At 56.1% G+C, this 14831-nt stretch carries 12 protein-coding genes; 8 read left to right on the top strand and 4 right to left on the bottom strand.

Annotation, left to right across the window (positions count from 1 at the left end; translation table 11 throughout):
* Positions 1-55 precede the first annotated feature (55 nt).
* From argG to GSQ86_RS01385, 4 genes are all read left to right on the top strand, one after another.
* The gene (gene argG / locus GSQ86_RS01400; RefSeq protein ID WP_158748160.1) at positions 56-1420 is read left to right on the top strand and encodes an argininosuccinate synthase; all 1365 of its coding nucleotides are present in this window, start codon (positions 56-58) and stop codon (positions 1418-1420) included.
* The gene (gene argH / locus GSQ86_RS01395; protein ID WP_158748159.1) at positions 1420-2889 is read left to right on the top strand and encodes an argininosuccinate lyase; all 1470 of its coding nucleotides are present in this window, start codon (positions 1420-1422) and stop codon (positions 2887-2889) included. Before argG ends, argH begins: the two co-directional genes overlap by 1 nt.
* A complete protein-coding gene (locus tag GSQ86_RS01390) occupies positions 2876-3397 on the top strand; it encodes a GNAT family N-acetyltransferase (protein WP_158748158.1) in 522 nt (173 codons plus the stop codon). The genes argH and GSQ86_RS01390 overlap by 14 nt, the downstream gene beginning before the upstream one ends.
* Positions 3398-3461: 64 nt before the next feature.
* Positions 3462-4220 (top strand): hypothetical protein, encoded by a 759-nt coding sequence (locus GSQ86_RS01385; RefSeq protein ID WP_158748157.1) that lies wholly within the window; start codon positions 3462-3464, stop codon positions 4218-4220.
* Between the two features lie 59 nt (positions 4221-4279).
* On the opposite strand, the gene GSQ86_RS01380 is transcribed toward GSQ86_RS01385, so the two are convergent.
* The 4 genes from GSQ86_RS01380 to GSQ86_RS01365 form a co-directional block, all read right to left on the bottom strand.
* On the bottom strand, positions 4280-4975 hold the full coding sequence (locus GSQ86_RS01380; RefSeq protein ID WP_158748156.1) for a lipid-binding SYLF domain-containing protein: 696 nt from the start codon (positions 4973-4975) through the stop codon (positions 4280-4282).
* A 396-nt stretch (positions 4976-5371) separates the two neighbouring features.
* Positions 5372-7828, bottom strand: a complete 2457-nt coding sequence (locus tag GSQ86_RS01375) for an ABC transporter permease (protein WP_254062065.1) — start codon at positions 7826-7828, stop codon at positions 5372-5374.
* A 166-nt stretch (positions 7829-7994) separates the two neighbouring features.
* Complete coding sequence (locus tag GSQ86_RS01370) at positions 7995-8480, bottom strand: quercetin 2,3-dioxygenase (protein WP_158748155.1); 486 nt, start codon at positions 8478-8480, stop codon at positions 7995-7997.
* 71 nt (positions 8481-8551) lie between these two features.
* Entirely contained in the window at positions 8552-8896 is a 345-nt protein-coding gene (locus tag GSQ86_RS01365; RefSeq protein WP_254062064.1) for a hypothetical protein, read from the bottom strand.
* Between the two features lie 94 nt (positions 8897-8990).
* Here GSQ86_RS01365 and GSQ86_RS01360 point away from each other — a divergent pair, with 94 nt between their 5' ends.
* The 4 genes from GSQ86_RS01360 (at position 8991) to GSQ86_RS01345 (ending at position 14829) form a co-directional block, all read left to right on the top strand.
* Positions 8991-9239 carry a FeoA family protein gene (locus GSQ86_RS01360; protein ID WP_254062063.1) on the top strand — a complete coding sequence of 83 codons (249 nt, stop codon included), beginning with the start codon at positions 8991-8993 and terminating at the stop codon, positions 9237-9239.
* Positions 9236-11122, top strand: coding sequence for a ferrous iron transport protein B (gene feoB, locus GSQ86_RS01355; protein ID WP_158748154.1), 1887 nt, complete (start codon positions 9236-9238; stop codon positions 11120-11122). Before GSQ86_RS01360 ends, feoB begins: the two co-directional genes overlap by 4 nt.
* Positions 11123-11288: 166 nt before the next feature.
* The gene (locus tag GSQ86_RS01350) at positions 11289-12896 is read left to right on the top strand and encodes an ABC-F family ATP-binding cassette domain-containing protein (protein ID WP_158748153.1); all 1608 of its coding nucleotides are present in this window, start codon (positions 11289-11291) and stop codon (positions 12894-12896) included.
* Positions 12897-13017: 121 nt separating this feature from the next.
* Positions 13018-14829, top strand: coding sequence for an ABC-F family ATP-binding cassette domain-containing protein (locus GSQ86_RS01345; protein WP_254062062.1), 1812 nt, complete (start codon positions 13018-13020; stop codon positions 14827-14829).
* Positions 14830-14831 lie beyond the last annotated feature (2 nt).

The following is a 14831-nucleotide window of genomic DNA, read 5'->3' as shown; positions in this document are numbered from 1 at the left end:
GTGGGTGCCCCAGGCTGGTCGAATATCACAGCAACCGAAGAACCCGAGGTTTTGTATGTCTGTCATTCTTGAAAGTCTGCCGGTTGGGCAGAAAGTCGGTATCGCTTTTTCCGGCGGCCTTGATACCAGCGCCGCGCTTCACTGGATGAAGCAGAAAGGCGCGCTGCCCTATGCCTACACCGCCAATCTCGGCCAACCGGACGAAACCGATTACGACGCCATCCCCCGCAAGGCCCTTGAGTACGGCGCGGAGAATGCGCGGCTCATCGATTGCCGCGGGCCGCTGGTTCGCGAAGGCATCGCCGCGCTGCAGTCCGGAGCCTTCCACATCTCGACTGCAGGTATCACCTACTTCAACACCACGCCTCTGGGACGCGCTGTTACCGGCACCATGCTGGTCACAGCCATGAAAGAAGATGGCGTTAACATCTGGGGCGACGGCTCGACCTTCAAGGGGAATGACATCGAGCGTTTCTATCGCTATGGGCTGCTCGTCAATCCCGATCTGCAGGTCTATAAGCCGTGGCTCGACCCGCTCTTCATCGATGAGCTTGGCGGCCGCGCCGAAATGTCCGCCTTCCTGCAGAAGTCCGGCTTCGGCTACAAGATGTCCGCTGAGAAGGCCTACTCTACCGACTCCAACCTTCTCGGCGCCACGCACGAAGCCAAAGACCTCGAACAGCTTTCGAGCAGCATCAGCATCGTCGAGCCCATCATGGGAACGGCCTTCTGGCGCGACGATGTGGATGTCAGGCGCGAAGAGGTAACGGTTCGCTTCGAACAGGGCTTCCCTGTCGTATTGAATGGCAACGCATTCTCGAATCCGGTCGAGCTGCTGCTCGAAGCCAACCGCATCGGCGGACGTCACGGCCTGGGCATGAGCGACCAGATTGAGAACCGCATTATCGAGGCCAAGAGCCGTGGCATTTATGAAGCTCCGGGCATGGCTCTGCTTTTCATCGCCTATGAGCGCCTCATCACCGGCATTCACAACGAGGACACTATCGAGCAGTACCGCGAGAATGGCCGCAAGCTGGGCCGCCTGCTCTACCAGGGACGCTGGTTCGATCCCCAGGCCATCATGCTCCGCGAGTCCGCACAGCGCTGGGTGGCGAGCGCCATCACCGGAGAGGTCACGCTCGAGCTGCGCCGAGGCAACGACTATTCGATTCTGAATACCGAGTCGCCCAACCTCACCTTTGCGCCCGAACGCCTGAGCATGGAGAAGACTGAGTCGGCCTTTTCTCCGCGCGACCGCATCGGCCAGCTCACCATGCGCAATCTCGACATCACCGACACCCGCGCCAAGCTGATGACATACGCGCAGACAGGCCTCATCACACTGAGCCACGGCTCGGAGATGCCGCAACTGAACAGCGGGACGAAAAACGAGAGCATAACGAAAGGCGAAGAGAACTGATGAGCGAACAGCACGCCAAGATGTGGTCTGGCCGCTTTCGCGAGCCGCTCGACCCAACTTTCGACCACTGGCAACGTTCGTTCGGCTTTGACCGACAGCTGCTTCAGGAAGAAGTAGCTGCCAGCAAGGCGCATTCCCTTGCGCTGAAAGCAGCGGACATCCTGACCAACGCAGAGCAATCTACGATCGGAGACGCTCTGAGCGCAATCGCGTTGCACGGCGTGGCCGAAGACGCGAAGCAGTGGATGGACGAAGCGTCGAACGCAGAAGACATTCACCACTTCGTCGAGATGAAGCTGGTGGAAGCAATCGGCGACCTCGGGCTCAAATTGCATACCGGCCGCAGCCGCAACGAGCAGATTGCGACCGACCTGCGTTTGTACATTCGTCTGCGTTCGCGGATGCTCATCGCCAACATCGGCGAGTGGGCGCGAGCACTTGTCGAATTGGCGAAGGCTTCCGGAGAAGCCGTGATGCCTTCGTATACACATTTGCAGCGAGCCGAACCTGTTCTCATTGCACACTGGCTGCTCGCTTATGTCGAGATGCTGCTGCGTGATGCTTCGCGACTTGAAGACTGCATTGCGCGTCTGAATTATTCTCCACTCGGTTCGGGGCCTATTGCGGGCGCAACTCTGGCGCTCGACCGTACTATCGCTTCGCAGGAGCTTGCTTTCAGCGCTCCCACCGCGAACAGTATGGATGCAACCAGCGACCGCGACTTCGTGCTCGAATACCTGCATGCGCTCACCCTGCTGACGCTGCATGCCAGTCGCTTCGCCGAAGAGATCACGCTCTTCGCTACGGCTGAATTCGGTTTCGTCGATCTTCCTGAGGCATTCTCGACAGGATCGAGCGCGATGCCACAGAAGAAGAATCCTGATCTGACCGAGCTGGTCCGCGCCAAGGTTGGCCGCGTCAACGGCGCGGCGCAGGCGGTAACGTTGCAGCTCAAAGGGCTTCCGCTCGCCTACAACAAAGACATGCAGGAGACGCAGGAGCCGGTCTTCGCAGCGACCAGCGCGATGCATCTTACTGTCTATCTGCTGGCGAAGTTTACCTCTGCACTCAAGTTCCGCGAGGACCGCATGCGTGCCGCGTGCGAGAACGGCTTCCTGAATGCTATGGCGGCTGCGACCTACCTCGTCTACAAGGGAGTTCCCTTCCGCAAGGCCCACGAAAAGATCGGCAACGCTGTCCGTTATTGTCTCGACAAGAGTTGCGAGCTGAACGACCTGACACTTGAAGAGCTGAAACAATTCGGCCCTGAATTCGAAGACGATTTCTTTGCCGCAATCACACTCGAAGCTACGCTCGATTGCCATGATGTTGTCGGCGGGACGGCACGGCATCGCGTCCGCGAAGCGCTGAAAGATGCAGAAGCCCGCGTTCAGAAGCTCGTCAAGGCTTACGGTACTGTAGACCTCGGCATCCGAAAACCGGCGGAGGCGGCCCATGCTGGTGCGTAAAGCGCGCCTTCAGGACGCGACCAACATTTACGAACTGGTGAACAGTCTTTCAAGCGACGGCACACTGTTGCGCCGCGCCTTCGCCGAAATATGCGAAAACGTCCGCGATTTCACAGTAGCCGAGAGCGATTCGGGCGTCTTTCTTGGCTGTGGCGCGCTCCATCTTTATGGACCGCATCTTGCTGAGGTCAGATCGATCGTCGTCCGCCCAGAAGCGAAGGGCCAGGGAGCGGGGGCGAATCTTCTCAGCGCTCTGCTCGATGAAGCGGAAGACCACGGCATCGGTTGCGTCTGCCTCTTCACGCGCATCCCCGACTTCTTTTTTCGCTATGGTTTTCGCGTCGTCGAAGATCGCGCCGCTCTTCCCGACAAGATTTTCAAGGATTGCCAGAACTGCCCGCGCCTCTATCGCTGCGATGAAGTCGCCATGGCACGTGGGCAGATTCCCAAGGTATCAATCCTCGGACCGCGCATTGAAGCCGAGCAGCTCGTCCGACTCACAGGCTGAATCGCCGAAAGTGCGAGCTAGTACAGAGAAATTCCGAATACGATAGACTGCACTTGGTTCTCAGATGCATTGGAAACTTGCACTCGCGATTGGCTCCTGCGCGCTGCTTGGTTTGCGGCACGGCTTCGACTACGATCATCTTGCTGCTATCTCCGATATCACTGCCGTGCAGCGCACGAGCCGACAAGGCATACGACTCGGCGTTACGTACGCCCTGGGCCACGCCTTTACCGTCATCGCCTTGGGGATACTTGTCATTCTGCTGCACATTTCGCTTCCTGCGAAGCTTGATGGATGGGCAGAGCGGCTCACCGGCCTGACGCTCATCGTTCTGGGAATTCTTGTTGTAGCAAATCTCCTGCGTCACTCGGGCCGAAAACATTCGCACTCTCATCAGCTCATGCAGAGCCGTTGGGCCCTACTCATCAATGCGTTCCGTCATGGAATCTGGCGCGTTCGCCGTGTCTACCAAAAAGATATCCCTCAGCCGGAACCTTTCGCCTGGAGCTATAACGGATCCTCGGTCTTTGGCATCGGCGTGCTGCACGGTCTTGGCGCAGAGACTCCAACCCAGCTAATGCTCTTTTTGCTGACCGCAAGCCTTGGAGGCACCTATCTCGGCCTCCTGGGATTACTCGCTTTCGGCGTAGGCCTGGTCATCATGAACACCGCCATGACTGCCGCATTAAGCGGTTTATTTAGCAGCGGCCTGCGTCGACCGTGGTTTTATCAATTTCTCTCAGTCGCAGGCGCGATATACAGCTTTGCCGTCGGCTGTATCTTTTTGTTTGGAGCCTCCGGCCGCCTGCCTTCGCTCAGCTGAGCAGGCAAAATAAAAACCCCACGCAGTTTCGTGGGGCCTTTATCCAAACAATTCAATGATTAGCTGGCTTGCCTTGGAGTAGTTGTGTCGAGAATCTTCAACAATCCATCTGCGGCCGAAGGTGCCTTTACCTTTCCATCTCGGACGATGTCCGTAGCACTCAGACTCTCGCCGTACAGATTTTTATTGGCATCGCCATCCGAACGCATCGTAGAGCCAGCCAGCGAGACACCAGCGAAGACGCCGCGCGCGCGCGACCAGGAAAGAATCTGCGCCTTCATGACAATGTCGGTTTCTGCGCTGGTATTACGGCCAACCGGACCCGCTGCAATCGAGGCATCTCCGCCCAGCTTTACCTTGCTGGACATGACCGATTTCGCACCGCCTTCATTCATGATCAGGAGCACAAAGTCGGTAGCCTGACCGCCGATCTGGAAACCAAAACTTGCACCTTCAAGCGCATACATAGCCGGAGCGCTCCACTGACCCTTGAAGTCTTCGCCCGAGCGGCAAGTGATAACACCGCGTCCATAGCTTCCTCCAACTACAAAAGCACCCTTTTTGACCGAGGGGAAAACTACGACGCACTCAGACTTATCCAGCAAATCCTTGGGAATGCCTTTGTCGGGGGTTGCGAGAATTTCCTTGAGTACCTGTGCGGAGTCTTTGATACGCTGCTGTTCTGTTGTCTGACCAAAAAGTGGCAGAGCAAGGGACATGCTCATCGCCACAGCTAATATGCGTTTCCTATTCATTTACCCTCCTTACGGATTGATACCTGGGGTTTTGTAGCTTGTGCGTCCTGCTTTGCACGAATTGAAAAAGAACTGAAACTTCGTTACGACAAAAATTCTCTGTTCTGGCCCTGAAGTGCACTACCGCCGCGAAGGCGACACCAAGGCTCAATACATAGGATGGGTCTTTAGAGAGAAATGCTGCTTACCCACGTTTCCAGGGTGAATCCGGGAAAGCTGCAAAGGTGGCGGAATGCGTAGCGAATACCGGCGAGCATGTCGTGCGCTCCTATTGGTTTGCGTAGCCGTTCTGAAACAAGTTTTTGTATTGTTTCCGTCTCTGATGAACTCTTGAAACTAGCGGCACACAAAAAGGAGTTTTTCGCGTTCAGGATGATATGTAAGGCTGGAGCCATGTCACTCGACTCTCAGCGTATCTGCAGGCTGTATGCGGCTGATGCGAAGCGTTGGACCAAAACTGGCAAAAATAGCAATGGCTGCGAGCAGCAACAGAACCGCGACAAATGTAATCGGGTCGTAGGTTTTGATCCCATAAATCTGGCTGGAAAGCGCCCGCAACGCCGCAAAAGACAATGCGATACCAGCAGCAAGTCCCGCGCCCGCGGCCACCAGTCCTGACGAGCCAACGTGCACCATAGCCTCCCGAATCGTCGATCCGAGCGCAATACGGATACCGATCTCGCGCGTCCGCTGCACCACCAGATTCGAAACCAGCGAATAAATGCCGATTGCAGAAAGCACCAGCGCCAGCGAACCAAGAACAGTCAGCAATAAAACCTGTACTCGCTGTATCTGTAGCTGCTCATCCAAAATCTGTTGCATCGAATAGAATCCGGAAAAAGGCAGGTCAGGATCGGCCTCAGCCAGCGCCTTCTGCATCGATTCCGTCAGCCCCTGAACATGTCCATGCGTGCGAACGATCCACGATGGTTGCATAAAGGTGTGAATGATTGGCAGAGACGCTCCTGAAATCTGCGTTGCTGGCACGTAGAAAATTGGCTCCGTCCCAATCGGCGCTTCCCTGATCACATTGGATTGGTCCTGCACATCACCGATGATGCCGACGATCGTATAGACCGAATCGCCTGACTTAAAGTGTCTTCCGATAGGAGACGGATCGTTGTAGAAATGTCTTCCGAACGATGTGTTAACGATTGCCACTGGCTCCGATGTGGGGCTGTCACTGTCTGAAAACAATCGTCCGGCCAGAAGCGGGATCTGCAGCGTGGAAAAATAATCTGTCGTGACGTAGGACAGACTGCTCGAATCACCAGTGCCTGCTTGTTTACCGTCAGCGATCACAATGTAGTCATTTAATGTCGCTTCATACGGAGCGCTTAAGCCGACCGCGGCATCCTCCACCCCAGGAATCTGCTTGATTGCCGTGATGCTCTTTTGCAGCAACGAGCGGAAGGCAGATGCATCATGGTAACGAACGTCATTAAGCGAGACCTTCGCGGCCATAACATTGGATGGATTAAACCCCGGCGGCAATGTTTCCAGATGCACCAGGGTGCGTACCAGAAGCCCTGCAGCCGTCAGGAGAATGACCGTAAGCGCAATCTCGGCACCGATCAGCCACTGGCGTACGCGGCCCGTTCCGCCTGCCACGGCCTTGCTGCCTGCGGCGATAGCAGTGCGCAAATCCACACGGCGTGTCTGCATTGCTGGCAGAGCTCCGAAAAGCAGGCTCGTAATTAAAGTGACACCAAAAGTAAAGGCCAGTACACGCGCGTCGAGATGAAAGCCCCCCATCGGAATCATCGTGTTTGGCAGGAAACCACGAAGCCCATTCAGAATCAGCAGCGCGAGAAATAATCCTGCTCCAGCGCCTGCCACGGCAAGTACCAGGTTCTCTATCCATAGTTGCCGGAGCACGTCGACACACTGTGCACCAAGTGCGAGACGAGTGGCAATTTCCGGCGTACGACGCGAGACTCGCACCAATGCCAGCCCGGCAAGATTTGCGCAGGCGATGAGCAGAATAAAGCTGACAGCGAGCATCAGCATGGCCAGGTTGTCGTGCATCTCGCCAGCTAACGCGAGTTGCAGTGGGCGCGCGTAAATCCATTCGCGTCCGTGATATTTCGTCTCCATCTCTGACGCGTGGGGCAGCCGAATATTGCGGAGCTGCGTATTTATCTCTTGCCATGCCGCGCCCGGCTTGAACCGAGCGAGAATGCCACAATTTTTTCCACCGCATTCACCCGTCGTTGCTGGTTGCAGTGGAATAAAGAGATCGGCGTTGCTCGGAGTAACCGCACTCTCCGGAAGTATCCCGACCACGGTAAAGGGTTCGCCCTTGAGATCGATTGCCCTGCCTATCAGGTGATTGTTGCCATGAAATGTGGACTGCCAGAGACCATAGGTAAGAACTGCCACGGGCGGCCCATTCGGCCGATCTTCGGTTTCGCTAAAGCTGCGGCCCTGATAGAGTGGAATCCCTAAAACGTCGAAATAATGGGCTGAAACGCGGCTGGCATGCACATAGCGAACGGCTCCGCCGGCTTCCGCGTTAGCCTTCAGATTGACACCGCCTGTGCCGCCATAGGACGCCAAAGTGACCGTGCTGATGTTGTCTTTGAGAAGCTGCCAGATAGCGCCCGTCAGATTATCGGCCTCGCTCTGGACGAGCTTTCCGCTCTGTTGGTTCGTGCCTTCTCGATGGAGCACCAGAGCTGCAATCCGTTCCGGCTGCGGATACGGCAATTTGCGCAGCATAAATCCATCTACCATGCTGAAAACTGCCGTATTTACTCCAATTCCGAGCGCAAGTGTGAGGATTATGGCAGCGGAATACCCAGGATTTTTGTACAGCTGGCGAAAAGCAAAACGTAAGTCATTGATAAGCATGGTGGATGATCCTGCCATAGTAGTCGCAGCATCCGATTAGGCAAATGCCAGAGAGGTTAAGTCTTTTGTAATCAGGGCGGCGTGTTCTATGGCTCGGATGGAAAGTGTCCAAAATCAGTGCACGTATGTCCGGAATTGAACGTCTTTTGTGCTGTTTTGAGCGCAATTAAGTGCAGATTTCGAGACCGAAATCGGGAGCGAGCGTCAGCAGGCGAGGCAATACGGTGTCGTCTTCGATCCTCGGTTTTTCGTTCAACCGGCCCGGCTGGCCAAGACCGGCCCACATCCGTTCCAATCCGCCAGGCGTCAGAACGACGAGAATTCTGCCCGGAACCGCTCCAACATTTTTGTATGTGTGCGGCGTGTCTCGCGGGACACGAACGTAATCGCCATCGGCGACGTCATAGATTCGATCGCCCACAATGACAGAAAATGCTCCCTCGACCACGTAGAAACACTCATCTTCGCGGCGGTGGATGTGCATCGGCGGACCGTTGCCGGGAAAAGATTCTATTTCGACGATGGAGTAAGCGCCGCCCGTCTGTGCCGAGGTGGTCTTGATGGCGTAGAAGTCGCCCATCAGCCAGAAACTTTCTCCCTGACCTCTCTCCAGCACACTGATGCCCGACTTGTCTAACACGTTTTCGTTCATAGATCTATTCTGGAATCAGGCAATGTTTTATGGATTGTAGTCCCGGCAGATCGATTTAAAAATATCAAAAATCAACCAGGGATCGATTCTTCTCCCAGAAGAGATTCGACGATTTCCCGCCACTCCACCTCGACTTCTGATTGGCAAAGTTTGCCTCCGCCGAGGCTATACCAATATTGGGCATTTGCCGTATCGCCCTCTTTGCGATGCAGGTAGGCATGAACCCAGGCGGCGTCTCGTGAATCGATCTCTTGCGCGATTTCATGAGCCTGTCCCCAGTTCCCTTTCGCGTCCCACCATAAAGCCTGCAAAAGCGGAGGAAGGTCTGGCGCCGGCTCATCCTCTTTTAAAGAAGCGCTAAATTCGTCGTATCTCATGCCGGCATTGTATCGACGTATCCGGATAACCAGCGTCAAAATAAACTAGGATTAAATAGGTCGCAGTTTGAGTTATGATGAAGAGATAAGGATTGGAATATTCACGGATTCGGCAGGTTGCCGCTGGAAGAGTGTGAGTTTGAAGGCGTTAAGTGAACTGAAGATCGGGCACACGGCAACTGTTGAAGAGCTGAAGCTTCCCGATGAGGTCCAGCATCATTTGATGCACATGGGTTTCACTCCGGAAGCGCTGGTCCTGGCCGTTCGACGCGCCCCAACTGGCGACCCGACGGTATACGCAGTAGACGGCATGGAAGTGGCGCTACGGCGTGAAACGGCACGGTGGATTTCCGTGCGGGAGTTTGAGGAAGGTTCACGGTGAGCGACTGCTGCGCAACTGCAACGATCGAGATCGCACCCACACCCCGGGTCGCCGGGAAGATCCAGACAGTCGCCCTTGTTGGACCGCCGAATTCCGGCAAATCCACGCTCTTCAACCGCCTCACCGGCCTTCGCCAGAAGGTTGCAAACTATCCCGGCGTTACCGTCGAGCAACACTATGGAAAGCTCAGCGGCGTAGGACGCGGCGATCTGACACTGATCGATCTGCCGGGAATCTACAGTCTTAACACCAGCTCAGAAGATGCTCGCGTGGCGGTGGATGTACTTCACGGCCGCATGCCAGGCGCGCCGGTACCTGATGCCGTGCTGCTGGTCCTCGATTCCCTGCACCTGCAACGACAGTTGATGCTGGCCGCTCCCATTCTTGCGCTGGGCCTGCCTACGCTGGTTCTGCTCAATATGAGCGACCTAATGGAAACACGCGGCGGCGAGGTAGACACGCTGGCGCTGGCCCGGGAACTGGGTGTTCCGGTAGCAAAGATCAGCGCCGCTCGCGGTACGGGGCTGGACTCCATCCGGCATTTTCTCGATAAGAAAAGCGAACCGGTAACGGTCAAGCCGCGTTTGGAGCTGCCCGTGATGGGTAATCCGCGCTCCTACCGGCAGTGGGCCACCGGTATCAGCACGCGGACAAAGTACAAAGCTCCGCTTTCGTCTGAATGGACGCGCAAGATTGATTCAGTGCTGTTGGGACGCATCACCGGACCGCTGCTATTTCTCGCTGTTGTCTTCGGTGTTTTCCAGATCGTATTTTCTGTGGGCCTGCCCGTCAGCAATGCCTTTCAGACGGTGCTGACGGGCGCAGGCAGTAAAGTTGGCCTTCTCCTTGGAAACGGTTGGCTCGAATCGCTCCTGATTGACGGCGTATGGAAGGGCGTTTCGTCCGTTCTGGTTTTTCTGCCCCAGATATTGCTGCTTTTTCTGTTTGTCGGAGTTCTTGAAGATTCCGGATATCTTGCCCGTGCCGCTCTCATCGCTGACCGCGTCATGCGGGCGATTGGCCTCAACGGCAAGGCATTCATTCCACTGCTCTCCGCTTACGCCTGCGCCGTGCCAGCCATTATGGCCACGCGGACGATTGAGAATAAACGCGACCGTTTTGCGACCATTCTGGTGGCGCCGTTCATGACGTGTTCGGCCCGGCTGCCGATTTACATGCTGATGATTGCGGCGTTTATCCCTAACAAGCCCTTGCTCGGAAGCTTTTTCGGATTGCAGGCTGCCGTGATGCTCAGTCTTTACGTCCTCGGATTTCTGGCGGCGCTGGCTACGGCTCGCCTGCTGAAATCTTCCATCCTTAAAGCGTCGTCGGCACCTTTCATTCTGGAGCTGCCGCAGTATCGCGTACCGACAGTGCGCTCGCTGAGCCTGCGGCTGATCGACCGTGGCAAAGTGTTTGTAAAGCAGGCCGGCACTGTCATCCTTTGTGTCACGCTGGTGCTGTGGGTTTTGAGCCATATTCCTTTCCATGCGGATTTGCCGCAGAGCATTATCGGCCATGTGGGCCAATGGATTGAGCCGATTATCAAGCCCCTGGGCTTCAACTGGAAGATCGGTATAGGACTTCTCAGTTCGGTCATCGCGCGGGAAGTCATCGTAGGCACGCTAGGCACGCTCTATGGGGCCGATCCGGCGACGCAATCGCTCAGCCTGCAGGCTGCGCTGCGCCACGACCTGACGCTTGGGGGCGCGATGGCGCTGGTTGTTTTCTTCGCTTTTGCCATGCAGTGCACCTCGACGCTGGCGATTGTGAAACGCGAGACAAACAGCTGGAGATGGCCCGCCCTGCAGTTTGCATACATGAGCGTACTGGCCTACATAGCCGCATTGGCAACCAACGTATTGATTTCGCACTTTTTCTAGTAAAATAGAAGAGACGGCGGTGACATGGGGTCGCGGTTTTAGCCTCATTTCCTGAGGTTCATCGCAACGGCGCTCCATCATTTCGAAAATTTCAGCACAGAGGACGCAACAGCCATAAAGGCTCGTCGCGAGAATTGCGTTCACTGTCTAAGCAACAGGACAGGCAATGATTTCAGTCAGCAATGTAAGCATGCGGTACGGATCGAAGGTCCTCTTTGAGGAAGTATCCGTTACATTCACATCGGGCCGTCGTTACGGTCTCACCGGGCCCAACGGCGCGGGCAAATCGACTTTCATGAAGGTTCTTACCGGCGAGCTGGATGCTCAGAAGGGTTCGGTTGTACGCCCGAAAAAGCTGGGAGTACTGCGCCAGGACCAGTATGCCTTCGATGCTTATCGCGTTATCGACACGGTCATCATGGGCAATAAAGCTCTGTGGGCGGCAATGGAAGAGCGCTCCGCGATCTACTCGAAAGCAGAGTTGACCGACGATGACGGCATGCGCCTCGGCGAGCTCGAAGGTGTTGTCGGCGAAGAAGACGGTTATACCGCCGAGAGCGATGCGGCGATCCTTTTGCAGGGGCTCGACATCCCCGATGAACTGCACGAGCGCAAGATGAGCGAACTGCAGGGCGGACAGAAAGTTCGCGTGCTGCTGGCCCAGGCACTCTTCGGCAATCCGCAGGCACTGCTGCTCGACGAGCCCACGAACCACCTTGATCTCGATTCGATTCACTGGCTGCAGGAATTTCTGCTGCGCTTTGAAGGCACGCTGATCACGATCTCGCACGATCGCCACTTCCTCAACAGCGTCTGCACGCACACAGCGGATATCGATTATCAAACGATCATCACCTATACCGGTGGATACGACGAGATGGTGCTGGCCAAGACGCAGGTACGCTCACGCCTGGAGGCGCAGAACGAGCAGCGCGAAAAGAAAATTGCGCAGCTGAATGAGTTCATCGCGCGCTTCTCTGCCGGTACACGTTCCAGCCAGGTGACCAGCCGCAAGAAAGAAGTCGAGCGGCTGCAAACGAACGACCTCGCGCGTTCCAACATTCAACGTCCGTTCATCCGTTTCGATCAGGTGCGCCCCTCAGGCAAGCACACGCTCGAGGTCGAAGGCATTCGCAAGACGTATGGCGATCAGGTTGTTATCGACGGCTTTGCCGGATCGATCATGCGCGGCGAGAAGGTCTGCCTTATCGGGCGCAACGGCCAGGGCAAGACGACGATGCTCAAGTCCCTGCTTGCGAACGATCGGGACCTCGCAGAAAAGGATTTCGATCTTGATGCAGGCACTGTGAAGTGGGGACACGAAGCGCAGATCGGCTACTTTCCGCAGGATCACGCGGGAGTCATCCAGCATGGCATGACGGTCAACGAGTGGCTGCACCAGTTCGATCCGAAGGCCACGACCGAAGACATTCGCGGCATCCTCGGGCAGATGCTCTTCCGCGGCGAGGAAGGATTGAAGCCAACTGCAGCTCTTTCGGGCGGCGAAGCGGCACGTCTTCTATTCTGCAAGCTGATGCTGCAGAAGCCGAACATCCTCATCTTTGATGAGCCGACGAACCACCTCGATCTCGAATCGATCAACGCGCTGAATATCGCGCTGCAGCGCTACGAGGGCACCGTATTACTGGTCACGCATGATCAGGATTTGATCGAAGAAGTGGGGACACGCATCTGGCACTTTGAAGATGGGAAGATCGAAGACTTCAAAGGCCCCTACGAGGAATACATGGCCGCTGCCGCAGCAGCAAAGTAACTTCTAAAGTAGCTCGTCATTCTGAGCGTGGTGAAGTGGAAGCAGTTTCTTCACCGTGCTCAGAATCAAGTTAGCGTCAAATCCTTGTTGCCCCATCCTTCGCTGCGCGGGGGATGGAATATTGTCAAAATATCAAGCCACTTTGCTCATACTCAACGCAAAAGATATCTCGAAAGCATTCGGCGCGACTTCTCTCTTTCGCGACATTTCCTTCACCGTGGATGAAGGCGACCGCATTGGTCTCATCGGTCCGAACGGGTCAGGAAAATCGACACTGCTGAAGATTCTTGCCGGCGAACTCGAACCCGACTCCGGCGAGGTGGCCGCGCGAAAGCTGACACGCCTGAGCTACGTAGCGCAGGATTCAGAATTCGCCGAAGGCGACACCGTACGTACAGTCATTCAATCTGCGTTGCAGCGCGCAGGAGTTCCGGAAACAGAGTGGGAAGCCCGACTCCGCGAAACATTGGGACGCGCAGGTTTTGCCGATTTTGAAACCGAAGCAGTTACATTTTCAGGGGGCTGGCGTAAGCGTCTCGCCATCATAGAAGCGCTTGTGCAGAAGCCCGACGTGTTGCTGCTCGACGAGCCGACAAATCATCTTGATCTGGCCGGGATCGAATGGCTGGAAAGTATTCTCGAATCGGCGCCCTTCGCTTGCGTGGTTATCAGCCACGACCGCTATTTTCTTGAGAATGTTACTACGCAGATGGCCGAGCTGAACCGCGCATATCCTGACGGCCTGCTGCGCGTGAGCGGCAATTACAGTGAGTTTTTAGAAATGAAGCAGGAGTTCCTCGCCGCGCAGTCCCGCCGCCAGGACGCTCTCGAAAATCGTGTCCGCATTGAAAAGGAATGGCTGCGTCGCGGACCCAAGGCGCGCACTACAAAATCCAAGGCACGTATTGATCGCGCTAACGAGTTGATCGGCGAGTTGACCGAGCTTGGCGGCCGCCTGCAGACACGTTCCGCGGCGATCGACTTTACGGCAACGGACCGTCAGACCAAGCGACTGGTCTCGCTTGAAGATCTCGATTACTCCGCCGGAAACAAGAGGCTCTTCGATAAGCTGAATTTCGTCATCACCGCGGGAATGCGCGTCGGGCTGGTTGGCCCCAACGGAAGCGGCAAGACGACGTTGCTGCGTCTGCTCAGCGGTGAGTTGCAGGAAGATGCTGGCTCTCTTCAGCGCGCCAACATGCTCAAGGTTGTCTACTTCGAGCAGAATCGCCAGATGGATGAGACTTTGACGCTACGTCGCGCTCTTGCTCCCGAAGGCGACTCCATCATCTATCAGGATCGCGTGATTCACGTTGCATCCTGGGCGTCTCGCTTTCTCTTTACCGGCGAACAATTGAACCAGCCGGTCTCCAGGCTAAGCGGCGGTGAAAGAGCGCGGGTACTGATTGCGAAGCTCATGCTGCAGCCCGCGGACCTTCTGTTGCTCGACGAGCCCACCAACGACCTCGATATCGCGACGCTCGAAATTCTGGAAGAAAGCCTGCTCGAATATCCCGGCGCATTGGTGCTGGTCACGCACGATCGCTACATGCTCGACCGCATTTCTAATGTCGTGCTGGGTCTCGACGGCGTGGGTGGCGCCGAGCGCTTTGCCGATTATCTGCAGTGGGAGTCGTGGCTGGCATCACGCAAGCCGCAGAAGGAACTGGCGGCAAAGACCGCCGGAAAATCCGTTTCAGCGCCATCAAAGAAAAAGCTCTCGTATCTCGAAGCGCGCGAGTGGTCGGAGATCGAACAGCGGATCGCGGAAGCTGAAGAATCTCTCGCCCGCAAGAAGGCGGCTCTCGAAGATCCAACGGTTGCGATTGATTCGATTCGGCTGCAGGCGGCTCTTGCCCAGACAGAAGAAGCCAGTGCGCTGGTGGATTCGCTCTATGCTCGCTGGGCAGAGCTTGAGGCCAAGCAAGTCTGATT

It is taken from the genome of Acidobacterium sp. S8 (genome assembly GCF_009765985.1).
Taxonomy (GTDB): domain Bacteria; phylum Acidobacteriota; class Terriglobia; order Terriglobales; family Acidobacteriaceae; genus Alloacidobacterium.
This window is presented reverse-complemented; position numbering and strand designations above follow the sequence as displayed.